This window comes from Corallococcus praedator (assembly GCF_003612125.1).
GTDB classification, from domain to species: domain Bacteria; phylum Myxococcota; class Myxococcia; order Myxococcales; family Myxococcaceae; genus Corallococcus; species Corallococcus praedator.
Genome location: NZ_RAWI01000123.1, coordinates 1 through 23,352, shown reverse-complemented (window position 1 = coordinate 23,352; position 23,352 = coordinate 1). Strand labels below are relative to the sequence as shown.

The window sequence follows — 23,352 nt, the reverse complement described above, 5'->3', positions numbered from 1 at the left end:
GGGCAACGGGCGCGGCCTGTCCATGGACGCGGAGCGGCTGACGTTCCAGGGCCGCGCCGGAGGCCCGCCGCTCGACGTGGAGTGGTCGCGGGTGCGCCGGCTGGAGTGGCGCACGCGGCCCTACGTGGAGGCGCTGGGACTGCTCGCCTTTTCGCTGCTGGGCCTCTGGGCGTTGGCCCCCGCCATCCGGGGGATGGCCGTGGGGGCTGGAGTCGTGGGCCTGCTGCTCGCGGCCCTGTACCGCCACCATGGCCTCACGGTGGAGGTGGAGGGCGGCGCGCGGTTGCAGTGGCCGCTGGGCATGGCGCTCCGGGGCTCCGCGCGGGAGGCCCGGCTGGAGGCGGCCCGGGTGGCGCTGCTGGAGGCCGGACGCGCGCGAGGCGTGCCGGTGGCCGGCCCCGACGCTTGACGGAGGATCGCGGGCGGGTAGGGTGCGCGCCCATGTGGGCGACCTGGAGTGCGGGGAGTGCGTACCGGCTGGCCCGGACGGGCGTGGTGGTGGCGGCGGTGCTGGCGTCCGGGTGCGGCTACCGCTTCAGCCCCTGGGGCTCGTCGCTGCCGGAGGGCGCGGGGCAGGTGTGCGCGCCCATCTTCGTCAACGAGACGCCGGAGCCCACGCTGGAGAACCTCTTCACGCGCTACCTGCGCCAGCAGCTCATCCAGGCGGGCCGACTGGCCAGCGCGCCGGACTGCACGGCCACGATTGAAGGGGTGGTGCTCAACGTCGGGGCGTCCCCGACCATCATCGCCAACAACTACCGCGTCTACACGACCGTGCGCCTGCGCCTCGTGAAGGAGGGGCAGCTGCTCGGGGAGACGGTGGTGGCGGGGACGGAGGACTATCTCCAGGGCCGGGGCAACGTCCTGGAAGCAGAAGCCAACCGTCAGGCGGCGTTGGCACGCCTGGCGGAAACGCTCATGCGGGATGGGTACGACCGACTGGCCAGCACCTGGTGAGGACCGGGGAACCCGGTCCTCAGCCCAGGGCGGGGTACGACTAGGCCGACTTCTTCGCGGCGGCCTTGGCCAGCCGGGAGATGCGGCGCGAGGCGGTGCGCTTGTGAAGGACGCCCTTGCTGGCCGCCTTGTTGAGGGTCTTGGAAGCCGCCTTGAGAGCGTCCGTCGTCTTCGTGCCGTCCTTGGAGGCAATGGCCTCGCGGGCGGACTTGACGGCGTCCTTCACCGACGTCCGGACGTTCACGTTCCGGGCGCGGCGCTTCAGGGACTGGCGGTGACGCTTCTCTGCAGACTTGGTGTTCGCCAAGGCAATGCTCCAGCGGAAGGCAAGACAAGGAAAAAGAGGGGCCGTCCTTACTTCGACGCCCCCTTTGCGTCAAGGCACGCGTGCAAACGCGATCAGGATTTCCGGTTCCGGAAGGCCTTGAACGGCACTCGCGAGGGGCCTGACGCCGCCCCGCGGGGGAGAATCAAACCGACGGGGGCGTGTATTCCCACGTGAGCCCGGCGGGGTCCTGGAACCGCAGGCCCTCCTCGGGGCCCGAAACGATGCTGTGGGGATGCTGGGCTTGTAGCAGGTCCTTCAACCGGGCAACGGCGGCCGGCGAAGGCGCCTCCAGGGTCAGGGTGACGCCGGACGACGGCGGGGAAGCCCTGGTGCCCGGCGTGAAGACGAGCCCCAGGCCCGCGCCCGTATAGGCCGCCGTGCCGTCCGGAGCCCCGGTGGGCGTCCAGCCCAGCCAGGAGGCCACCAGGTCCCAGAAGGCCCGCTGGGCGGCCACGTCCGGCACCGGCAGGCGCAGGGTGGCCACGGACGCGCGGGGCAGGTGGGCGGGCGGGGGCAGCAGCTTCTCCTGGGCCTTGGCGCCCTGCCAGTGGCGCTCCATGTGCTCCAGGGTCGCGCCGCCAAAGGGCACGTCCTCTTCGTTCAGCCGGGCCTCGATGTACTGGAACCGGGTGACGAAGCGGCGCGAGGCCATGCGCAGCGCGTCCTCCGCTGGCGTCTTCACGAAGCGGGCGAGGTTCGCGAGCGAGAACAGGACGTCCCCCAGCTCGTGCTCGATGGCGTCCCGGCCGCCGGACGCGATGGCCTCGTCCAGCTCACGCAGCTCCTCGTCCAGCTTGCCGCGCACCCCGGCGAGGTCCGGCCAGTCGAAGCCCAGGCGGCTGGCCTTCTCCGTGAGGCGCTCGGCGCGCAGCAGGGAGGGGGCCGCGGTGGGCACGCCGTCCAGCACGGAGCCCGCGCGCCCCGTCTTCTTCTTGCGCTCGTCCGCCTTCAGCTTCGCCCAGTTGGAGAGCACCTGTTCGGCGCCCTTCACCTGCTCGGTCCCGAACACATGCGGGTGTCGGCTGGTGATCTTGTCGCTGATGGCCGCGCAGACGTCCGCCATCGTGAACTCGCCCAGCTCCGCCGCGAGCTGCGCGTGGAAGACGATCTGGAAGAGCAGGTCCCCCAGCTCCTCACACAGGGGGCGCCAGGGGCCACCGTCGGAGACGCGGTCCATCTCGTCCAGGACCTCGAACGCCTCCTCGGTCAGGTAGGGGCGCAGCGAGCGCAGGTCCTGTTCGCGGTCCCAGGGGCAGCCGCCCTCGGCCCGCAGCCGCTGCATGATCCCCACCAGTCGTTCCAGCTCTGATCCAGGCGCCGCCATGCGTTTTTGCTCCCGTGCAGTCCCCCGCCGGGCGCTCCTGTAGCACGGGGGAGCAGGGAGGGGACGGGACACATGATTTCGTGTCGTCCCCGCTGTGGCCTATCATCGCCCGCTCGGATGCTCCGCTCGTTCCTCGGCCTGTGTTGCTGCCTCGTGCTGCTTGTCCCCGCGCGTGCCCCTGCGTTGATGCAGGACGCGCCCACGCGCATCCAGGAAACCTATCTGGAAGATCCGGAGGCCGACCCCGGGGACGGCACCGTCGTCCAGGACGAACCTGAAGCGGAAGAGGACGTGGTCGACGAACCGGATCCGGAGCCCCGGCGGGCTGCGGGCAGGGGCCGCGTCGTCACCCCGCCGCCCAAACCCGTGGTGCCCGCCGCGCCGGTGGAGCCGGAGCCCGTGGTCGTCCCGCCGCGCCCCGGACCCACCCCGGTGATGGCCCCGAAGGTGGTGGACGCGGACCTGCTGGTGGTGTGGGAGCGGTGGAAGCAGGCCCGCGCTCGCAACGACAAGGCCGCCGCGCAGACCGCCCAGCAGGACCTGCTCAAGCTGCGCGAGGAGATCCTCGCCTCGGACCTGGAGCCCCTGAGCGTGGGCTTCCTGCGCGAGGCCGAGGTCCGCCGCCGCGCCGGGGACCTGACGGGGACGCTCGCGCTGCTGGACGTGGCGGTGACGCTGTCGCCGGGCCTGCCCGCGGCGCACTTCGCCCGGGCGGAGGCCTACGCGGTGGAGGATCCGCTCAACCTTCCGCGCTCCCTGGGGGCCTGGAAGACGGCGCTCGTGACGCTGGCGAAGGACGCGCGCTACCGGCGGCCGGCGCTCACGGACCTGGGCGCGGTGGCGCTCGCGGCGTGGGCGGCCACGGCGGTGGCGGTGGTGGCCGTGCTCTTCCTGCGCCGGATCCGCTACGCGCTGCATGACTTCCACCACCTGTTCCCCCGGGCGGTGGCGCGCTGGCAGTCGGGGCTGCTGGGGCTGCTGCTCCTGGCGCTGCCCGCGGTGCTGGGCGTGGGGCTGGTGCCGCACCTGCTGCTGCTCTTCGCCGGGGTGGCGCTGTACCTCGGCCGCGCCGAGCGGTGGGTGGCGGCGGTGCTGATCATGGGCCTGGGCGTGATGCCGCTCGCCGCCGGAGCGCTGGTGCGCTTCACCGTCTTCGCCGGCACGCCCGCGGAGGACGTCTACCTGCTGGAGCGCGGCGGCCTGTCCGCGGACGGCGCCGCGGCGCGGGTGCGTGCGCGCGCCGAGGCCCGGACGGCCCGCTTCCAGGAGCTGGGCGCGCTCGCCTTCTACGAATCGCGCCGCGGCCTGCTGGAGGAGGCGAGGGCGGACTTCAAGGCCGCCTCCGCCCTGCGCGGCGGGGACGCGCGGCTGCTCACGCGCTTCGGCAACGTGCTGGTGGGCCTGGGGGACGCGGAGGGCGCGCTGCCCCTCTACAACCAGGCCGCGCAGGCGGACCCCCGGATGGCGGCGCCGCACTACAACCTGGCCCAGGTGTACCGGCGCCGGGCCCGGCAGGTGCCCGACGAACAGCTGAGCAAGGAGCTGGAGCGCGCCACCTCGGCGAGCGCCACCGCGCAGTCGCTGGACGACTCGCTCCTTCGCCGTGAGCCGCCCCCGGAGGACCGCCCGCTGCTCAACCTGCTGCTGCTGTCGCCGCCGGTGCCGGAGCGCGACTGGATGGACCTGGCGGATGGCGCGGCGGAAGGCGAGCGCGTGGAGGCCCAGGTGGGCCGGTGGCTGTCGCGCGCGCTGCCGCAGGGCCCGGTGGGCTGGGTGCTGACGGCGGGCCTCGCGGCGCTCCTGGCCCTGGTGGGCGAGGCGGGCTCGCGGATGAAGGCGTCGCGCGACTGCGACCGCTGCGGCCGGGCGGTGTGCCAGCGCTGCGACAAGGACCTGGGCGTGGGCAGCACGATGTGCGGCCAGTGCGTCCACGTCTATGCGCGAAAAAGCCAGGTGCCCAGGGAGGTCCGCTCACGCAAGCAACAGGAGGTGGACCGCCACCAGGCCTGGACGAAGCGGGTGACGTACGCGCTGGGCGGACTGGTGTCCGGCGCGGGCCACGTCATCGCGGGCCTGCCGGTGCGGGGCGCCCTCTACGCGTTCGTGTTCAGCTTCTCCCTGGCCGCGCTGGTGCTTCACCGGGGCCTCGTGCGCACCCCATACGGAGACGCGCCGCTGTACCTCAAGCTCGTGCCCGCGGGCCTCGTGCTCTTCTTCGTCTACCTGCTGACGCTGCGCGGCCTGCGCCGGCTCCAGCGAGGGGAGGCCTGATCCATGTCCCTCAAGGGCACCCTCAAGGATTTCGGCATCGGCGACATCCTGCAACTCATCGGGCAGCAGCAGAAGACGGGCACGCTCCACTTCCGCGACAAGGACCAGGAGGTGCGCGTCGGCTTCCAGGACGGCCACATCATCAAGGCCGAGGGCCTCACCCGGAAGCGCAAGGAGCTCATCGGCGCCATGCTGGTGCGCGCGGAGATCATCACCGAGACCCAGTTGGAGGCGGCGCTGGAGGTGCAGAAGCGCACCCTCAAGCGGCTGGGGGACGTGCTGGTGACCAGCCATGCGCTCACCGCCGAGCGCTTCCAGCAGATGGCCCAGCTCCAGGTGACGGAGACGCTCTACCGCCTCTTCACCTGGAAGGCGGGCACCTACGAGTTCATCCAGGAGCCGGTGGAGCCGGGCCCCGAGGGCATCACCCCGCTGCGCGCGGAGACGGTGCTGATGGAGGGCTTCCGGATGGTGGACGAGTGGCCCGTCATCCGCAAGCGCATCCACCGCGACGACATGACCTTCGAGCGCGTCAAGGCGCTGCCCGTGCCCCGCCCGAACGCCGACGAGGGCGGGGAGCTGGGCGCCATCGGGCCCTCGGAGCGTCACGTCTACGAGGAGATCGCCCAGGGCAGGGATCTGCGCAAGCTGGTGGACCTGTGCTGCCTGGGCGAGTTCGAGACCTGCAAGGCGCTCTACAACCTGGTCAAGGGCGACTACGTGCGCGTCATCGACCTGGAAGGGCGCGCCCCCGTCCCCGAGGACACCCGCCTCGTCGCCCGGGTGGCGGGCCCGGTGGGCCGCGTCCTGGTGACCATGGCGGTCCTCGCGGCCCTGGCCTTCATCGCCTCCCGGTGGGTGGGCGGAGGGCAGGAGGCCGGCGCCACCGTCCTGGGCGATCCCGCCGCCCAGCGTCAGATTGCGCAGGCGCAGCGCGTCCGCATCGAAGCCGCGCTGGAAGTGTTCCATCTGGAGAAGGGAACCCTGCCGGAACGGCTGGATGCATTGGTGGATGCCGGATTGTTGGCCCCGGAAGAGCTGCGCTACCCCTGGCGGGAGCCGTACTATTACCGTCGGCTGGCCGCTCGGCAGTTCATCCTCCTGCCGCCCGTGCGCTAGCCTGCTTTCATGAGGTCGTCCTGGAGGTCCACCGGGCACCGGTGGGGGGGCGGCGTTAAGTTGTCGGCGAGCGACCACTGAACGAGGAACGACGCGCATTGCGAAACCCCGCCACGCTGGAAGTGCCCGCTGCTCGCGCAGAATCCACTCCCACCTCCGCCAAGGTGGACGTCCGTGACAACGAGACGACCCTGGCCCTGTGCGGAAATCAGAACGAGAACCTCAAGCTGATGGAGCGGCGCCTGGGCGTCCGGGTGGGGCAGCGCGGTACGGAGCTGCTCCTGTCGGGCCCCGCGGACGCCGTCGCCTTCGCGGTGCGCCTCGTGGAGAACCTCGAGGAGATGATTCGCGCCGGCCGCACCGTCTACCGTGAGGACGTGGAGCAGGCCATCAAGGTCCTGGGCCGCGGCACGGAGTCGCTGCAGGAGGTCATGCTCGGCACGGTCCTCAAGAGCACCGGCAACCGGCAGATCGCCCCCAAGAGCATCGCCCAGAAGCGCTACGTGGACGCCATCCGCGCCCACGACATCGTCTTCGGCGTGGGCCCCGCCGGCACCGGCAAGACGTACCTCGCCATGGCCATGGCGGTCGCCTTCCTCCAGGAGCGCAAGGTCAAGCGCATCATCCTGGCGCGCCCCGCCGTGGAGGCCGGTGAGAAGCTCGGCTTCCTGCCTGGCGACATGGCGGAGAAGGTGAACCCCTACCTGCGCCCGCTCTACGACGCACTGCACGACATGATGGCCGTGGAGCGCGCTCAGACGCTGGTGGAGCAGGGGGTGGTGGAGGTGGCGCCGCTCGCGTTCATGCGCGGCCGCACCCTCAACGACGCCTTCGTCATCCTCGACGAGGCGCAGAACACCACCGTGGAGCAGATGAAGATGTTCCTCACCCGCCTGGGCTACAACAGCAAGGCGGTCATCACCGGTGACGTGACGCAGGTGGACCTGCCCACGGGCAAGATGTCCGGCCTGCACCACGCACGCTCGGTGCTCAAGAACATCGACGGCATCCACTTCTCGGAGTTCTCCGACGTGGACGTCGTGCGCCACCCGCTGGTGCAGGAAGTCATCCGCGCCTACGAGCGCTCGGAGAACGCCCAGAAGCAGGCGCACTCCGCCCGCGAAGCACCGTCCGGCGGTTCCCAGGAGTGACGTTCCGCCTCCACCCCCGCTCCCAGGCTTGCGCCGGGGCGGGGGTCGAGGCGCTGGATGGCCTACATCCCGGCCTGTTCGCCCACTGTCATTTTTTGCAGAGCGAACTGGCGTCCGGGCGGCGGCTGTCCCACCCTCACGAATTTTCCGCGTCGCTGCTGCCTTCTATGGAGCCTTTGACGCCTTTCCAGGGTGAGGAGTCCCCCCATGGCCGAGCCTGAATCACCTGCCCCCGAGCCCAGTCCGCTGGACGCGCTCGCGGTGCGCCTGGGACTCGGACGTGGGGATTGGGGCCGGCGCATCGTCCAGGGTCTATTGCTGCTGGTGGTGTCGGTGGGCGCGGGCTTCGTCATCTCCCCGGGCCTCTACAGCCAGCAGATCCCCGCGCTGACGGAAGACAACCTGGGCAAGCCCTTCCGGGCCAACTCGCCCGCCGGTTTCAAGGCCGCGCGCGACTACGACATCGTGCATCAGGCCATGACGCAGCAGCGCCGCCGCGAGGCCCGCAGCGCGGTGCGCCCGGTGTACGACCTGAATCCCGCCGTGGTGGGCAACCTGCGCGCCTCCGTGCGCGCCGCCTTCGCCACCGCCCGCGAGCACCTGGCGGAGGAGAAGGAGGCCCGCGCGGAGGAAGCCACGCCGGAGGAGGGCACCACCAGGCGCCGCCGTCCCGCGCCCCCCACCCCCGAGGCCCTGGAGCGCCAGCGCCGCGACCGCGAGGAGATGCAGGCCCAGTTCCAGGAGCAGCTCTTCGGCCAGCGGGACGCGGGCCTGGAGGGCGAGGACTTCCAGGCGCTCGTCGCCAACGGCTTCTCCGAGGAGTCGGAGGCCGCCACGCTGGTGCTGCTCGACCGCGCCTACCGCGCCGACCGGGGCCAGGTGTACGTGGCCAGCTCGCGCGACGAGCTGGTGCGCGAGGCCCCCCAAGGCCTCACCGTGCGTGACGTGCAGCACAAGAACGAGGATTCGCTGCCCGCCGCCGCCTCGCAGGTGGTGGACATGCGGGAGGCGCACCAGGAACTGGACCGGTTCGCCTCCGTGCCGGGCAACGTGCTGCCGGAGTCCCCCGCCGTCCAGCGCCGGGCCGTGCTGCGCATCGCCAAGCGGCTGGTGCGCCCCAGCCTGACCATCAACATCGCGGAGACGGACCTGCGCCGCAGGCTCGCGGGCGACGCGGTGAAGGACGCGGTCATCTCCATCAAGAAGGGCCAGCGCGTCATCGGCGACGGAGAGCTCGTCAACGAAACGCACCTGGTGATGCTGCGCGGCATGCGCGCGCAGACGGACCGGTTGGATCTCCTGCAGCTCCAGGTGGGCGGCACGGGTCTGGTGTCGCTGCTGGTGGTGGCCTTCTACGGCTTCTGCCGCGCGGCCTTCCGGCGCTTCCGTCCCACGCGCAAGGACGGCGTGCTCCTGGGCCTGTTGCTGGTGGGCCTGCTGGGCCTGCTCCAGGTCTGGGTGTCCATCGCGGACGCGGTGCAGGACCGCTACACGGCGCTGCCCATCGAGGCCTTCTATTACGCCTTCCCGGTGGCGGCGGGCGCGATGCTGGTGCGCTTCATCCTCACGCAGGAGCTGGCGCTCTTCTTCGCCATGGTGTTCGCGTGCCTCGCGGGCGTGATGCTGGGCAACTCGCTGGCGTTCGGCATCTACACGCTGGTGGGCTCGCTGGTGGCGGCGGACCGCATCGTCAAGGCGAAGGACCGCGTGGGCATCTTCCGCGCGGGCCTCATCACCGGCATCGCCAACCTCGTGGCCGTGCTCTTCCTGTTCCTCGTGGAGGGCAAGGGCCTGGCGGGCGACACCATCGTCACCGCGGTGTGCGCCTTCTTCGGCACGGCGGTGGCGGTGCCCGTGATGGTGATGGCGCTGACGCCGCTCATCGAGGCCACGTTCGGCTACGCGTCGGACATCAAACTCCTGGAGCTGGCGAACCTGAACCACCCAGCGCTCAAGGAGCTCATCGTCCAGGCGCCCGGCACGTACCACCACTCCATCATCATCGGGACGCTGGTGGAGAACGCGGCGGAGACCATCGGCGCGAACCCGCTGCTGGCGCGCTCGTGCGCGTACTACCACGACATCGGCAAGGGTCGGAATCCGCTCTACTTCGGGGAGAACCAGAAGGGGGAGAACCGGCACGACGGGCTCGCGCCCGCGATGAGCGCGGTCATCATCAAGCGCCACGTGACGGAAGGGCTGGAGATGGCCCGGCAGTACCGCCTGCCCAAGCTGGTGGCGGACGCCATCCCCCAGCACCACGGCACGCGCACGGTGGGCTTCTTCTTCCACAAGGCCCTCAAGGAGCAGGAGGGCAAGGAAGGCGCGCCGCCCATCGACGAGAGCATCTACCGCTACCCGGGCCCGAAGCCCCAGTTCCGCGAGGCGGCGCTGGTGATGATCGCCGACGCGGTGGAGGCCTCCACGCGCTCCATGCCGGACCCCACCAGCGCGAAGCTCCACGCCCAGGTGCAGAAGATCATCAACATCATCTTCTCCGAGGGCCAGCTCGACGAGTGTGACTTGACGCTCAAGGACCTGAACCTCATCTCTCAGTCCTTCCTGCACACGCTGGAAGGCATCTACCACACGCGTCCGGTGTACCCGGCGGGTGCGATGGGTGGGGGCAAGTCCGGCTCGCCGCTGATGATGGCGCCAGCCCCGGTGAAGCCCGAGTCGAAGGACACGAAGGTGAGAACGGCGGGCATGTCATGAGCCGCAAGGTGGAGGGCGTGAAGCTTCGCAAGGGCAAGGTGATTCCCCGGGACGACGGCAAGCGCATCGAGGAGTTCGTCGGCGCGGCCAGCACGGAGACGGAGTCCGCGTCGGTGGCGCGCATGCGGGCCCCCCCGGGATGGAGCGAACCCGCGCAGACGCCGGAGTTCGACGAGGTGGTGCTCGTGCTCACGGGCGAGCTCACCATCCTCGTGGACGGCAAGCGCGAGCGCATCGGCGCGGGCGAGGTGGGCCTCGTGCCGCGCGGCAAGCGCGTCGTGTACCGCAACGACTCGCAGGGCGCGTGCGACTACTGGTCCATCTGCGCGCCGGCGTTCCGCGTGGAGCTTGCGCACATCGAGAAGCCGGAGCCCAAGCCCAAGGCGCAGGACAACCAGGTGACGGTGCAGGTGGCGCACGGGCAGGGCGAGGACTACGAGCGCCTGCTCACCACCTGGAGCCGCGACTACCTGAAGCAGCTGGGGCTCACCAACTGCGAGCTGTCGCTGTCGCTCGTGGGGGACCGGGCCATCCGCCGGCTCAACCGCACCTGGCGCCAGAAGGACAAGGCCACGGACGTGCTGTCCTTCCCGGCGGGAGACCAGCCCAAGGGGACGCCGGGGCCGCGCCCGCTGGGCGACGTGGTCATCTCCATCGACACGGCGAAGCGGCAGGCGAAGGAGTACGGCCGCACGCTGGAGTCGGAGATGGGCCGCTACCTTGCGCATGGCCTGTTGCACCTCTTGGGGCACGACCACGAGAAGCCGCGCGACGCCAAGCGCATGGCGGCCCTGGAGGAGCAGCTCCTGGGCGAGCGCGGGATGGTGGCGGACTCGCTGACCATCGACTCGCGGGCCCGCCGGGCCAAGCTCATCTGAAGCCCGCTCCGGGGCCTTCCAGGGCCCCGGGGCTTCCCTCGGGCGTCCGACACCCCTGCGTCCCCGCCGTTGAGTCGGGGGCGGTGCGTGATAGGTAGTTGGGGCCCGCCTTCCGCGTGTTGGATGGAACGATGCCCCGCCTGTCGTCTCTCACCACCGTCTGCCTGCTTGGCCTGCTCCTCCTGACGTCTCCCGCGCGCGCCGCCTCGGTGCCGCCGTGGGGCACGGGCGAGAGCCGGGGCGAGGACCTGTCCATCTGGCTGGTGACGTTCAGCCCCGGTGACGACGTCTTCGCGTGGTGGGGTCACGGCTCGCTGGTGGTGGAGGACCGCGCGCGGCAGATGCAGCGCCTCTACAACTACGGGATGTACTCGTTCGACGACGAGACCCTGGTGCGCTTCGCCAAGGGCCGCCTGGAGTTCTGGGTGGGCGAGTCGAGCGTGAACGGCACCTTCCGCCTCTACAAGTCGCTGGGGCGCGACGTGCGCGTGCAGGAGCTGAACCTCACGCCGGAGCAGCGCGTGAAGGTGGCGAAGCGGCTGGCGGACAACGTGCTGCCGGAGAACCGCGAGTACCTGTACGAGCACTACAGCGACAACTGCGTGACGCGCCTGCGCGACATGATCGACTCGGCCGTGGGCGGCCGCCTGAGCGAGGCGGAGCGGGCCCCGGCGCGCATGAACCTGCGCGAGCACACGCGGCGCTACACGGCGGTGAATCCGCCCATGAGCCTGCTGCTCGACTTCATGATGAACGACTCCATCGACAAGCCCATCACCCGCCGCGAGGAGGCCTTCCTCCCGGACGAGCTGGAGCAGCAGGTGGCGGAGCTGAAGGTGCCCGGCGCGGACGGACAGCCGGTGTCGCTGGTGGAGAGGCAGTGGGACTACTACGCGTCGTCGCGTCCCCGCCCGCCGGCCACGCCGCCGAACTTCGGCCCGTGGATCTTCGCCCTGGGAGTCCTCCTGGGCGCCAGCGCGCTGGGGCTCGCCGCGTGGGAGCGCCGGGGCAGCCGCGCGGCGCGCATCCTCCTGGGCGTGGAGAACATGGTGGTGGGGTTGGTGCTGGGCATCCCGGGGCTCGCGCTGGTGGTGATGTGGATTGGCACCGACCACGTGGTGACGCACCACAACGAGAACCTCTTCCTCGCCAACCCGGTGACGCTGCTGGCGGTGCCGTACGGCCTGCGCCTGACGTGGAACAGCGTGAAGGCGCGGGCGCGGCTCAAGTGGGTGTGGGGCTTCCTCGCGGCCACGGGCGCGCTGGGCGTGGTGCTGAAGGTGCTGCCCTGGTTCGACCAGGACAACTGGCGCCTCATCGCGCTCATCCTGCCCATCTCGCTGGGCATGGCCGGGGCCTTCTGGCTGGACCGGCTGCGCGCCCGTGTGGCGGTCAGGGAACCCGCCGCCACCCGTGAGGGCGCGCAGGTGCCTTCACTCAAGGCCTCCTGAAGCAGCACGACTTTTTCCAAGAAGCTCCCAACACGAAGGACGACGAACACCATGGCGAACGATTCGATGGAGCAGATCCACGCCCTGAAGGAGCGCCTCAACGCGCTCCGGGGGCATCTTTGACCTGGACCGCAAGCGGTCCCGCATCGCGCTGATTGAACGTGAATCCACGCAGCCCGGCTTCTGGGACGACAACACCAAGGCCCAGGGGCTGTTGAAGGAGAAGTCCACGCTGGAGGCCAACGTGGGCGCCTTCGACAAGACGATGCGCGGGCTGGACGACGCGCAGACGCTGCTGGAGCTGGCGGCGGAGATGAACGACGAGGCGAGCGCGCAGGAGGCGGAAGGCTCGCTCGTGGCGCTGGAGGCGGAGGTCGCGAAGCTGGAGCTGGCGCGGATGCTCTCCGGCCCGCAGGACCACAGCAACTGCTTCATGGACATCAACCCGGGCGCGGGCGGCACGGACTCCATGGACTGGGCCGCCATGCTCATGCGCATGTACACGCGCTACGGCGAGACGAAGGGCTGGAAGGTCGAGATCAGCGACGCGTTGCCGGGCGAAGAGGCGGGCTTCAAGAACGTCTCGCTGCGCATCGAGGGCGAGAACGCCTACGGCTACCTCAAGGCGGAAGTGGGCGTGCACCGGCTCGTGCGCATCAGCCCCTTCGACGCCAACGCGCGCCGGCAGACGGCCTTCGCGTCCGTGGACGTGTACCCGGAGGTCGACGACAGCATCCAGATCGATCTGCCGGAGAAGGACTACGAGCTGAAGTTCATCCGCGGCAGCGGCGCGGGTGGCCAGAAGGTCAACAAGACGTCGTCCACGGCGCAGCTGCGGCACCTGCCCACGGGCATCATGATCACCTGCCAGACGGAGCGCTCGCAGTCGGCCAACAAGGACATGGCCTTTCAGATCCTGCGCGGCCGCCTGTACGAGCTGGAGATGAAGAAGCGCGATGCCGAGCGCGACGCGGCCGAGGCGGCCAAGAAGGACATCTCCTTCGGCTCGCAGATCCGCAGCTACGTGCTGGCGCCGTACCGCATGGTCAAGGACCTGCGCACCGGCATCGAAACGGGCAACGTGGACAAGGTGCTGGACGGAGACCTGGACGAGTTCGTCACCGCGCAGCTGCTGGGCGTGAAGAACCCGAACCGGAACGCCTCCGCGGACTAGCCCCCCGTCCTTTCGGACTGGAAAGCTTCCACCCCTCCACCGGCAGGCATGCGCCGGGGAGGGGTTTTTTCGTGTCCGGGAACCTTTTCCACGGGCCGGTGTCAGGGGGCAGGGCAGGGTGGTGCGGTAGGATGCGTCAGGGGCCCTTCTTCCGGTGACGGAGGGGGCCACGGCTTTGGAGGCACGGGTGGCATCGGGCGGAGTGCTCGAAGTCGGACAGCAGGCCCTGGCCAGCGCGGCCGTCCCGGACGTGCGCCGTGAGGAGCAGGCGCTGCTCGTCCGGCTGCGTCGGGGCGACCCGGGGGCCTTCGAGGAACTGGTGCGCGAGCACCAGGACCGGCTCTACGACTTCTGCTTCCGCATGGTGGGTGACCGCGAGGAGGCCCACGACCTGGTGCAGGAAATCTTCGTCAGCGTGCACCAGAACGTGCGCCGCTTCCGCGAGGACGCGCGCCTGTCCACGTGGCTGTTCCGCATCACCAAGAACCACTGCCTCAACCGGCTGAAGTACCTGCAGCGCCGGGGGCGGGGCCGCTCGGACGAATACGACGAGACGAGCGCCGCGGCCATCGCCGAGGGCGGCGGCGCGCCTCCGCAGCCGGACGCCGCACTGGACGCCGCGCGCGAGCGGGCCCGGGTGCAGCGGGCCATCTCCCAGTTGGAGCCGGATGCGCGCATGCTGGTGGCGCTGCGCGACATCGAAGGCCTGAGCTACGAAGAGATCGTGGACATCACCGAGCTGCCCGAGGGGACCGTGAAGAGCCGGCTCCACCGGGCGCGCGAGAAGCTGGCGGACCTGCTGGGGAGGTTCGAACCATGAGCGGCCTGCAGCGGAGAGGAACGGACGTGGAACCGCGATTGGATCACCGTGAGGCGAGGGCCCTGTTCCTGGCGTTCGCCGACGAGGAGCTGCCCGCCCCCCAGGCCCAGGCCGTGCAGAGCCACCTGGACGACTGCGTGGAGTGCCGCCAGGGGTGGGACCGGTACGCACGCACGGTGCAACGCGTGCGCACCGTGGAGCGGGAGAAGGCCCCGCCAGCGCTCGCATCACTGGTCGCCGGCCGCGTCCGCCGGCAGCGCCGGTTCGGCCTGCGCGGGCTGCACCTGGCCCATGCGAATCACCGCTTTCCCGTGGAAGTGCTCATCCCGCTGCTGCTGGCCGCGGCGGTGGGCGCATTTCTTTTGATGTCCTCTTGAGGCCCGCCACCCTCTGGGGAGGCAACCTTCGTCGTGCGCCATCCGCCGTGATGCGTTGCGTCCCGGGGGCCGCTTGGCTAGCGTGCCGCGCCTTTCTGGAAAGCGCGTCATGGCCGAGACCGATAACAAGACCCCCCCTGGTGTGAAGAGCGGTGAAGCGGCGGATCTCGGCTCCAACGTGGAGCAGGAGATCTACCAGCAGCGGTTGGACAAGGCCGAAAAGTGGCGCGCCGCGGGCTTCAACCCGTACGGCAACGGCTACCGCCCCCAGCACCAGGCGGCGGAGATCCTCGCGAAGCACGACACGCACTCCACCGAGGACCTGGAGAAGGATCCGCCCGTCTACGACGTCGCCGGCCGCATCGTGGCCATGCGCTCGTTCGGCAAGGCCGCGTTCATCAAGCTGCGCGACCGCTCCGGCGAAATCCAGGTGCACGTCAAGAAGGACGCGCTGGGGGACCTCTACGAGGTCTTCAAGCTGTGCGACCTGGGTGACTTCGTCGCGGCCCAGGGCCCGCTGTTCCGCAGCAAGACGGGCGAACTGACGCTGTCCGCCGCGAAGTTCGTGCCGCTCACGAAGACGCTGCGCCCCATGCCGGAGAAGTGGCACGGCCTGACGGACGTGGAGATCCGCTACCGCCAGCGCTACCTGGACCTCATCTCCAACCCGGACGTGAAGCAGGTCTTCCTGAAGCGCAGCAAGCTGGTGAAGTTCATCCGGAACTTCCTCGACGGGCGGGACTTCGTCGAGGTGGAGACGCCGATGATGCACCCGCTGGTGACGGGCGCGGCCGCGCGGCCCTTCATCACGCACCACAACACCTTCGACATCGACCTCTACATGCGCATCGCGCCCGAGCTCTATTTGAAGAGGCTCGTGGTGGGCGGCATGGATCGCGTCTACGAGATCAACCGCAACTTCCGCAACGAAGGCATCAGCACCCGGCACAACCCCGAGTTCACGATGCTGGAGTTCTATCAGGCGTACGCCACGTACGAGGACCTGATGGACCTCACCGAGGAGATGCTCACCGGGGCCTCCCGCCACCTCACCGGCGACACCAAGGTGAAGTACGGCGAGCACACGGTGGACTTCGGCCAGGGCTGGAAGCGCATCCCCATGACGGAGGCCATCCGCGAAGTCGTCCCCGGCCTGTCCGACAAGGACATGGTGGACGCGGACCGGCTGCGTCACGAACTGCTCAAGACGTCCCACGCGGAGTCGGAGCGCCGCGCGGTGGAGAACATGAACCACGGCGAGCTCGTGGGCGCCCTGTTCGAGCACCACGTCGAACACACGCTGATTCATCCCACCTTCATCACCCAGTATCCCACCGCCGTCTCGCCGCTGGCCCGCCGCAACGATCAGAACCCGGAAATCACGGACAGGTTCGAACTCTTCGTCGCCGGCCGGGAAATCGCCAACGCCTTCTCCGAATTGAACGACCCGCTGGACCAGAAGGGCCGCTTCCAGGCCCAGCTGGACGCGAAGCAGCGGGGCCAGGAGGAGACGATGGACTACGACGAGGACTACATCCGCGCCCTGGAACACGGTATGCCCCCCACGGCGGGCGAAGGCATCGGGATTGATCGCGTCGCCATGTTGTTCACGGACGCCGCCAGCATCCGCGACGTGATTCTCTTCCCCCTCCTCAAGCCGCTGGCGAAGTAGCCACGAGGCCTCGTGCACCCCGCCGAACGGCAGACCGACTATCGCTGGCCCCTCCTGTGGGCCGGCGCCCTCGTGGCCCTTGTGGGGGCCGCGCTCCTGGGCGTGGCCATCTCCGAATCCGAGGCGTGGGCCGAGGTGGCCGGCGCGCTGGGCCTCTCCCTCGTCGGGTGGGGCGGGCTCGTGCAGTCCTTCGACGCCGGGGCGCTCGCCCTGGGCCCCAACCCCGCGGGGGCCATCGCCGGCCCCAAGATGCTGGTGGCCGGGACGCTCGTCTGGCTGGCGGGCTGGGGACTGGTGGCCGCGGGCATCCGCCGCGCCCCGGCCTCCACCGAAGGCCCCAGTCCGGCCGCCGGTTCGACCCTGTATCCGCGCCTGGCGCGCTACCGGGACTTCTACTGGAGCACGCTGGGCGCCTACGGCGGCGGCATCCTGCTGGCCGAACTGGTCATGCTGCTGCTCCAGACGGTGCTCTCCAGCGGCGGGCCCTCCGAGCTGGGGGGCGTGACGCCGCGTGAGCCCGGCGGGGGCGCGAGCCTCGCGCCCACCCTCGCGTTCGCCATCGCGCTCGTCTTGGGCGCGGGCGTGGCCTTCGCGTCGGGCTTCGTGGGGGCTTCCCGGGCCCAGCGGCTGTCGCTGCCCGAGGCCACCATCGGCGTCTTCTACCTGGGCCTGCCCATCCCCATCCTCCTGTCGCTGATGGAGCGGGTGCCGTCGCTCCAGCTCGCGCTGGGCTACCGGCTGCGGGAGGTGACGTACGTCGCGGGGCTGCTGGGCCGGCCGGAGCTGGGGTACTGGCTCGTCTTCGCCGCGCTGGTGCTGGCCCTGGTGCTGGGCATCAACACGGGCTTCATCGCCGCGGGCAGCGGCCGGGTGGACCTGCGGCTGGGCTTCGAGCTCTTCGTCGCCCGGCGCCACGTGGCGGTGTTCCGCCCGTCGCTGCTCCTGGGCGCGCTCGCGGTGCTGATGTTCGGCATCATCCCGCCGCTCATCATCTACTTCATCATCCGCGGGGCGGAAGCCGCCGTGGAGCGCACGCGCGTGAAGTCCCTGGGCCTGGCGGATCCGCTGGCCGCCGCGGCCGCGCAGCACCGGATGAAGCTGCACGAACAGTCCCCCACCATGATGATGACCGCGCTGTCGGTGGGCGGCGTGGGCGTGGGCGTGATGGCGCTCATCATCGTGCTCAGCGTGATGAGCGGCTTCGAGGCCGACCTCCAGCAGAAGATCCTGGGCACCAACGCGCACGCGGTGGTGTCCAAGTACGCCGGGGAACTCCCTGAGTACTCCAAGGTGATGGAGCAGGTGAAGCGCGTGCCCGGCGTCGTGGGCCAGACGCCCTTCATCATCAACCAGGTGATGATCGCGTCGGAGGGCAACGTCGACGGTGTCATCATCAAGGGCATCGACCCGCACTCGGTGGGCTCGGTGACGGACCTGCCGCAGAACATCCTGCCCGGCGGAGACCTGGGCCACCTGGAGCAGCCGGGGAAGATCCTCCCCAGCCGCGCGGTGGAGGACGACGAGGACGCGAAGCCGAAGGACGAGGAGGACCCCATCATCGGCAAGGCCTCCGCGCCCGCGAAGCCCACGGTGCTGCCAGGCATCATCGTCGGCCGTGAGCTGGCCGCGTCGCTGCGCGTGGTGGTGGGCGACCGGGTGAACGTCGTGTCACCGCTCGGCACGGAGCTGAGCCCCTCGGGTCCCATCCCCAAGAGCCGCGCGTTCCGGGTGGCGGGCGTCTTCTACTCGGGCATGTACGAGTACGACTCCAAGTTCGTCTACATCCTGCTCAAGGAAGCGCAGGACTTCTTCAACGTGAAGGGCGCCACCGGCATCGAACTGAAGGTGGCGGACATCGACGACGCCCGGCGCATCTCCAACCAGGTGGTGCGCGTGCTGGGCGGCTATCCGTACCGCGCGCGCGACTGGGGGGAGATGAACAAGAACCTCTTCTCCGCGCTGCGCCTGGAGAAGCTGGTGATGGGCATCATCCTGTCCATCATCATCATCGTCGCCGCGGGCCTCATCGTGGCCACGGTCATCATGCTGGTGCTGGAGAAGCGCAAGGAGATCTCCGTCCTCAAGGCGCTGGGCGTCCCGGACGGTGGCATCGTGAAGATCTTCCTCGCAGAAGGCCTCCAGATTGGCGTGGCCGGGGGCCTGTTGGGCCTGTTCTCCGGGCTCGCGTGGTGCCTCTTCATCGAGAAGGTCGGCATCAAGTTGGATCCGGAGGTGTATTACATCCCCGCGCTGCCGGTGCGCATCGAACCGGTGCAGACGGCACTGGCGGTGGTCATCGCGGTGCTCGTCACCTACCTGGCGTCCATCTACCCGGCCCTCAAGGCGAGCAGCGTGGAACCGGTCGAAGGTCTGAAGGCGGAGTAGCCATGGCGCTGTTGTCCATCCGCAACGTCTTCAAGAGCTACTTCCTGCACGGCAAGCGCATTGACATCCTGCGCGCCGTGTCGCTGGACATCCACGCCGGGGAGCTGATCTCCATGGTGGGCGCGTCCGGCGCGGGCAAGAGCACCTTCCTGCACGTGCTGGGCACGCTGGACGCCCCGGCCGCCGGTGAGGTGCTCTTCGAGGGTCGCTCCGTCTTCTCCATGAACGACGCGGAGATCGCCGAGTTCCGAAACCGCACCATCGGCTTCGTCTTCCAGAGCCACTACCTCCTGCCGGAGTTCACCGCGCTGGAGAACGTGGCCATGCCCGCCCTCATCCAGCGCCGGGAGCGCGCGGGGGCCTACACCTACGCCCGGGAGCTCCTGGAGCGCGTGGGCCTGGGCAGCCGCGTGGATCACCGCCCCGGGGAGCTGTCCGGCGGCGAGGCCCAGCGCGTGGCGCTCGCGCGGGCCCTGGTGCTCAAGCCCGCGGTGCTCCTCGCGGACGAACCCACCGGCAACCTGGACCCCACCACGGGCGAGGGCATCCACCAGCTGCTCCGGGACGTCAACCGGGACCTGGGGATTACCGCCGTCATCGTGACGCACAACGAGACGCTCGCCCGCTCCATGCCCCGCCGACTGCGGCTGGCCGGCGGGCAGGTGTCGGAGGCCTGATGGCCGCTCGCTTTTGGATTGAGGGGCCCTTGCCCCATCCCGTAGATTGCCCCGCCTTTTCCTGGCCGGACTGCACTTGAGGCTCACCGTTCTGCGCAAGTCATTGCCCCCGCTGCTGGCGGTCGCCCTGTGGGCGCTCTGGTCCGCTCCTGCCCACGCCCAGCTGGACGTGGACGCGGGCTCGCCGGCCATCGTTCCGCCGTCCACGTCCGCCGCCACCCCCGTCGCCGCTCCGGACGCGGGCACCGAACCCGGTCTCGACGCCCCCCTCGCCAATGCGCCGGAGGAGGACGCCAACGTCTCCGCCGCGGACCGCGTGGTGGAGGTCCGCGTCGAGGGCAACCGCCGCGTGGAGGCCGAGGCCGTCCGCCGCGCCCTGCGCACCAAGGTCGGCGATGCCATCGCCGGCCCCCGCACCGCGGAGGACCTGCGCGCCGTCTGGGCCCTGGGCTACTTCTCGGACGTGCAGCTGCTGCTGCAGCGGCTGCCCAACGGCATCGCCTACGTGGTGCGCGTCGTGGAGCGCCCCACCATCCGTACGGTGCAGTTGCAGGGCAACGAGGAGCTCAGCGCGGACGACCTGAAGGAACAGCTGGAACTCAAGCCCGGCACCATCCTCGACATCGAGGCCGTGCGCGCGACGCAGAAGAAGATCCAGGAGAAGTACGTCGAAAAGGGCTACTTCCTCGCGGAGGTGACGTACCGCCTGGACCCGGTGGAGCAGGGCGCCGCGGTCAACGTCGTCTACGTCATCAACGAGCACTCGAAGGTGATGGTGAAGCAGATCAACCTCCTGGGCGCGGAGAAGGTCTCTCCGGAAGAGCTCAAGGCGGTGATGATCACCCGCGAGGGCGGCTTCCTGTCCTTCTTCACCGGCGAGGGCACGTACCGGGAAGAGGCCTTCCAGCGCGACCTGGCGGTCATCCAGATCGCCTACTACGACCGCGGCTTCATCAACGTGCGCGTGGACAAGCCCACCGTGCAGCTGTCCGCGGACAAGCGCGACATCTACATCACCCTGCACATCGTCGAAGGCGAAGCCTACGACATCGGGAAGATCGACTTCGCGGGGGACCTGGAGCGTCCGCCGGAGGAGCTGGCGAAGCTGATGAAGTCGCGTCCCAAGGAGCGCTTCAACCGGGGCCAGCTCTCCACGGACATCTCCGCCATCTCCGACGTGTACTTCGACAAGGGGTACGCCTACGCCAACATCAACCCCGTCACGTCCGTCAACGCCGAGGACAAGACGGTGGACCTCACCTTCGACATCCAGAAGGGGCCGCTCGTCAACATCGAGCGCATCGACGTCGTCGGCAACAACAAGACCCGTGACAAGGTCATCCGCCGCGAGCTGCGCGTCTACGAAGGCGAGCTCTACAACGGCACCCAGGTGCGCCGCAGCCGCGAGCGCGTCACCGCGCTGGGCTTCTTCGAGACGGTGGAGATCACCCAGCACCCGGGCGGCTCCGACAACGCCATCGTGTTGCAGGTGGAGGTGAAGGAGAAGGCCACCGGCACCTTCCAGGTGGGCCTGGGCTTCTCCAACGTGGAGAACTTCATCTTCACGGCCCAGGTGTCGCAGAACAACTTCCTCGGCTGGGGCCAGAGCGTCTCCGCGTCCGCCCAGATTTCCGGCCTGCGCTCGCTCGTGCAGCTGTCGTTCTACGACCCGTACTTCCTGGACACGAACTACCTCTTGTCCGCGGAGTTCTTCCGCGTGCAGGCGGACTACGAGGGCTTCATCCGCAACTCCACGGGCGGCACCGTGTCCCTGGGCCGGCAGCTCGTGGACGACGTGCTGGCCACCATCGGCTACACGCGTGAGTACGTGGACGTGCAGGCGGGGCAGGGCATTGGTGCGGTGCTGCTCGCCAACCAGTTCCAGTCCGGCACCACCAGCGCGTTGCGCCTGTCCGTGCAGTTCGACCGGCGCGACAACCGCCTCTTCCCGTCGCGCGGCTTCATCCACTACGGCTCGGTGGAGACGGCCCCGTCCTTCCTGGGCGGCACGTTCCTCTTCAACCGGTACACCGCCTATTCGCGCCTGTACTTCCCGCTGCCCCTGGGCTTCGTCTTCAAGACCAACGCCACCATGGGCTACGTGCAGCAGCTGGACTCCAGCAAGCCGCTGCCCATCAGCGAGCTGTACTACGTGGGCGGCATCAACACGATCCGCGGCTACTACCTGCGCAGCATCAGCCCCACGCTCCTGGTGCCCCGCGCGGACAACCCGGACGCCAACGTCACCGAGTTCCGGGTGGGCGGCAACAAGCAGCTCATCTTCAACTTCGAGCTGGAGTTCCCCATCTTCGAGAAGGCCGGCCTGCGCGGCGTGCTCTTCTACGACGCGGGCAATGCCTTCGGCTCCAACGAGAAGTTCTTCGAGGACCGGCAGGACAAGCTGCCCCTCGGGCTCTTCCACTCGGCGGGCTTCGGCTTCCGCTGGTTCTCGCCCATCGGGCCCCTGCGGTTTGAGTGGGGAATCCCGCTGACCAAGCGGCCGTCGGATGACCCCATCCTGTTCGAGTTCACGATCGGTAACTTCTTCTGATAGGCACTGACCCTGGCTTCCCCGGCCATCCCACCTCCTCAAGAAGTGGGAGTGAACAGGCCGGGGGGGTGGACGTCGGAGTCTGCAGCACCCTTTTCGAGGAGCCGTAACCCATGTCGCTTCGAAGCACCCTGGCGGCCGCCGCCACTGTCCTGTCGCTTGCCCTTCCGGTTGCCGCTTCGGCCGCCGACCTCAAGGTGGCCTACGTCGACCTGCAGCGCGTGCTGCTGGAGGTGGATGACGGAAAGGCCGCCAAGCAGCGCCTGCAGAAGTGGCTGGAGGCGCGCCAGAAGGAGATCGACGGCGAGCAGGAGACGCTCCGCAAGGAGAAGGAGCTCCTCGACAAGCAGGCTTCCGCGATGAGCGAGGCCACGCGCACCCAGAAGGCCACGGAGCTCCAGAAGAAGGTCATGGAGCTGGCGCAGAAGTACGAGCGCAGCCGCGCGGAAGCCGCGAACAAGGAGCGCCAGGAGATGGAGCCCATCATCTCCCGCATCGATCAGGTCATCGCGACCATCGCGGAGCGGGACGGCCTGGGCTTCGTGCTGGACAAGCGCGACTCCGGCATCGTCTTCGCGCTGGGCCAGTACGACATCTCCAACGAGGTCGTGCGCAGCTACAACAACACCAAGAAGCCCGCGCCGGTGGCCAAGGACGCCCCGGTCAAGAAGTAGGCGACAAGGAAACCGCCCCCGTGCCCTCCGCACCTTCCGCGCACCGGCTGGGGGACATCGCCGCCCACGTCCGGGGTGAGCTCCTCGGCGACCCCGGACTGCTCGTCCACGGCCTGAACGGGCTGGAGGAAGCAGTCCCCGGGGACGTGTCGTTCTACGGCAATCCCCGCTACCGCAAGCAGTTCGAGGCCACCCGCGCCTCGGCCGTGCTGGTGGGGATGGACACGCAGGCCCGCGACGGCGTGGCGCTGGTGCGGGTGCACAACCCGCATCTGGCGTACGCGAAGCTGCTGGCCCTGTTCCACCCGGCCGCCCGGCCGGAAGCCGGCATCCACCCGTCCGCCCACGTCCACGCGGAGGCCACGGTGCACCCGGAGGCCTCGGTGCGCGCCGGGGCGGTGGTGGAGAAGGGCGCCCACGTCGGTGCCCGCACGGTGCTGCACCCCGGCGCCTACGTGGGCGAGGACGCGCGCGTGGGCGACGACTGCGTGCTCTACCCCCACGCCACGGTGCGCGAGCGCTGCGTGGTGGGCTCGCGCGTCATCCTCCACGCCTCGTCGGTGGTGGGTGCGGACGGCTTCGGCTTCGCGTTCAACGCCGAAGGCGAGGACGGGCCGGAGCACTTCAAGATTCCCCAGGTGGGCATCGTCCGCATCGAGGACGACGTCGAAGTGGGGGCCTGCACCTGCATCGATCGCGCGACGGTGGGCGAAACGGTGGTGGGGCGGGGGACGAAGCTCGACAATCTCGTGCAGATCGCCCACAACGTGCGCGTGGGTCCGCTGGCGCTCATCTGCGCGCAGGCGGGCGTGTCGGGTTCGGCGGAGG

General features: G+C 69.6%; 19 protein-coding genes. 17 read left to right on the top strand and 2 right to left on the bottom strand.

The annotated features are described in order from the left end of the window. Together D7Y13_RS45740 and lptE are read left to right on the top strand one after the other, a co-directional pair. A partial coding sequence (locus D7Y13_RS45740; RefSeq protein ID WP_158626157.1) for a hypothetical protein occupies window positions 1-409 on the top strand: 409 nt, incomplete at its 5' end. A gap of 32 nt (window positions 410-441) precedes the next feature. Next, complete coding sequence (lptE, locus tag D7Y13_RS17765) at window positions 442-957, top strand: LPS assembly lipoprotein LptE (RefSeq protein ID WP_120583938.1); 516 nt, start codon at window positions 442-444, stop codon at window positions 955-957. 40 nt (window positions 958-997) lie between these two features. On the opposite strand, the gene rpsT is transcribed toward lptE, so the two are convergent. Both rpsT and mazG read right to left on the bottom strand, forming a co-directional pair. Further along, window positions 998-1,264 (bottom strand): 30S ribosomal protein S20, encoded by a 267-nt coding sequence (gene rpsT, locus D7Y13_RS17760; protein WP_120538442.1) that lies wholly within the window; start codon window positions 1,262-1,264, stop codon window positions 998-1,000. Window positions 1,265-1,427: 163 nt separating this feature from the next. Further along, window positions 1,428-2,609, bottom strand: coding sequence for a nucleoside triphosphate pyrophosphohydrolase (gene mazG / locus D7Y13_RS17755; protein ID WP_120630727.1), 1,182 nt, complete (start codon window positions 2,607-2,609; stop codon window positions 1,428-1,430). A 117-nt stretch (window positions 2,610-2,726) separates the two neighbouring features. On the opposite strand from mazG, the gene D7Y13_RS17750 reads away from it, so the two are divergent. The 15 genes from D7Y13_RS17750 to lpxD all read left to right on the top strand — a co-directional run. Then, window positions 2,727-4,880, top strand: a complete 2,154-nt coding sequence (locus D7Y13_RS17750) for a tetratricopeptide repeat protein (protein ID WP_120584054.1) — start codon at window positions 2,727-2,729, stop codon at window positions 4,878-4,880. 3 nt (window positions 4,881-4,883) lie between these two features. After that, a complete protein-coding gene (locus D7Y13_RS17745; protein ID WP_120532540.1) occupies window positions 4,884-5,999 on the top strand; it encodes a DUF4388 domain-containing protein in 1,116 nt (371 codons plus the stop codon). Between the two features lie 98 nt (window positions 6,000-6,097). Further along, window positions 6,098-7,150, top strand: a complete 1,053-nt coding sequence (locus D7Y13_RS17740) for a PhoH family protein (protein ID WP_120532539.1) — start codon at window positions 6,098-6,100, stop codon at window positions 7,148-7,150. 207 nt (window positions 7,151-7,357) lie between these two features. Beyond that, window positions 7,358-9,865 carry an HD family phosphohydrolase gene (locus tag D7Y13_RS17735; protein WP_120584055.1) on the top strand — a complete coding sequence of 836 codons (2,508 nt, stop codon included), beginning with the start codon at window positions 7,358-7,360 and terminating at the stop codon, window positions 9,863-9,865. After that, window positions 9,862-10,743 carry an rRNA maturation RNase YbeY gene (gene ybeY / locus D7Y13_RS17730; RefSeq protein ID WP_199732800.1) on the top strand — a complete coding sequence of 294 codons (882 nt, stop codon included), beginning with the start codon at window positions 9,862-9,864 and terminating at the stop codon, window positions 10,741-10,743. The genes D7Y13_RS17735 and ybeY overlap by 4 nt, the downstream gene beginning before the upstream one ends. 131 nt (window positions 10,744-10,874) lie before the next feature. Then, a complete protein-coding gene (locus tag D7Y13_RS17725; RefSeq protein ID WP_120584056.1) occupies window positions 10,875-12,194 on the top strand; it encodes an Lnb N-terminal periplasmic domain-containing protein in 1,320 nt (439 codons plus the stop codon). Between the two features lie 51 nt (window positions 12,195-12,245). Then, a protein-coding gene (gene prfB, locus D7Y13_RS17720) for a peptide chain release factor 2 (protein WP_233595611.1) occupies window positions 12,246-13,368 on the top strand; the annotation gives its coding sequence in 2 pieces (ribosomal slippage) (window positions 12,246-12,314 and window positions 12,316-13,368; 1,122 coding nt in all). A 187-nt stretch (window positions 13,369-13,555) separates the two neighbouring features. Beyond that, the gene (locus D7Y13_RS17715) at window positions 13,556-14,188 is read left to right on the top strand and encodes an RNA polymerase sigma factor (protein ID WP_120532536.1); all 633 of its coding nucleotides are present in this window, start codon (window positions 13,556-13,558) and stop codon (window positions 14,186-14,188) included. Beyond that, window positions 14,185-14,565 carry an anti-sigma factor family protein gene (locus D7Y13_RS17710; RefSeq protein WP_120584057.1) on the top strand — a complete coding sequence of 127 codons (381 nt, stop codon included), beginning with the start codon at window positions 14,185-14,187 and terminating at the stop codon, window positions 14,563-14,565. Before D7Y13_RS17715 ends, D7Y13_RS17710 begins: the two co-directional genes overlap by 4 nt. A 109-nt stretch (window positions 14,566-14,674) precedes the next feature. Next, window positions 14,675-16,237 (top strand): lysine--tRNA ligase, encoded by a 1,563-nt coding sequence (gene lysS, locus D7Y13_RS17705; protein WP_120532534.1) that lies wholly within the window; start codon window positions 14,675-14,677, stop codon window positions 16,235-16,237. Between the two features lie 12 nt (window positions 16,238-16,249). Next, window positions 16,250-18,622 (top strand): FtsX-like permease family protein, encoded by a 2,373-nt coding sequence (locus D7Y13_RS17700; protein WP_120584058.1) that lies wholly within the window; start codon window positions 16,250-16,252, stop codon window positions 18,620-18,622. Window positions 18,623-18,624: 2 nt separating this feature from the next. Next, the gene (locus D7Y13_RS17695; protein WP_120532532.1) at window positions 18,625-19,299 is read left to right on the top strand and encodes an ABC transporter ATP-binding protein; all 675 of its coding nucleotides are present in this window, start codon (window positions 18,625-18,627) and stop codon (window positions 19,297-19,299) included. Between the two features lie 76 nt (window positions 19,300-19,375). Beyond that, a complete protein-coding gene (bamA, locus tag D7Y13_RS17690; protein ID WP_233595612.1) occupies window positions 19,376-21,850 on the top strand; it encodes an outer membrane protein assembly factor BamA in 2,475 nt (824 codons plus the stop codon). A 113-nt stretch (window positions 21,851-21,963) separates the two neighbouring features. Further along, window positions 21,964-22,524: an OmpH/Skp family outer membrane protein gene (locus D7Y13_RS17685; RefSeq protein WP_120532530.1), complete on the top strand. Its 561-nt coding sequence runs from the start codon at window positions 21,964-21,966 to the stop codon at window positions 22,522-22,524. 20 nt (window positions 22,525-22,544) lie between these two features. After that, on the top strand, window positions 22,545-23,352 hold an 808-nt coding region (gene lpxD, locus D7Y13_RS17680; RefSeq protein WP_120630729.1), incomplete at its 3' end, for a UDP-3-O-(3-hydroxymyristoyl)glucosamine N-acyltransferase.

Bases quoted from the DNA above. Each gene is read 5' to 3' on its own strand.
- lysS (WP_120532534.1), top strand. From the start codon at position 14,675: ATGGCCGAGACCGATAACAAGACCCCCCCTGGTGTGAAGAGCGGTGAA.
- D7Y13_RS17710 (WP_120584057.1), top strand. From the start codon at position 14,185: ATGAGCGGCCTGCAGCGGAGAGGAACGGACGTGGAACCGCGATTGGAT.
- D7Y13_RS17695 (WP_120532532.1), top strand. From the start codon at position 18,625: ATGGCGCTGTTGTCCATCCGCAACGTCTTCAAGAGCTACTTCCTGCAC.
- D7Y13_RS17735 (WP_120584055.1), top strand. From the start codon at position 7,358: ATGGCCGAGCCTGAATCACCTGCCCCCGAGCCCAGTCCGCTGGACGCG.
- lptE (WP_120583938.1), top strand. From the start codon at position 442: ATGTGGGCGACCTGGAGTGCGGGGAGTGCGTACCGGCTGGCCCGGACG.
- D7Y13_RS17685 (WP_120532530.1), top strand. From the start codon at position 21,964: ATGTCGCTTCGAAGCACCCTGGCGGCCGCCGCCACTGTCCTGTCGCTT.
- mazG (WP_120630727.1), bottom strand. From the start codon at position 2,609: ATGGCGGCGCCTGGATCAGAGCTGGAACGACTGGTGGGGATCATGCAG.
- ybeY (WP_199732800.1), top strand. From the start codon at position 9,862: ATGAGCCGCAAGGTGGAGGGCGTGAAGCTTCGCAAGGGCAAGGTGATT.
- D7Y13_RS17750 (WP_120584054.1), top strand. From the start codon at position 2,727: ATGCTCCGCTCGTTCCTCGGCCTGTGTTGCTGCCTCGTGCTGCTTGTC.
- D7Y13_RS17745 (WP_120532540.1), top strand. From the start codon at position 4,884: ATGTCCCTCAAGGGCACCCTCAAGGATTTCGGCATCGGCGACATCCTG.
- D7Y13_RS17725 (WP_120584056.1), top strand. From the start codon at position 10,875: ATGCCCCGCCTGTCGTCTCTCACCACCGTCTGCCTGCTTGGCCTGCTC.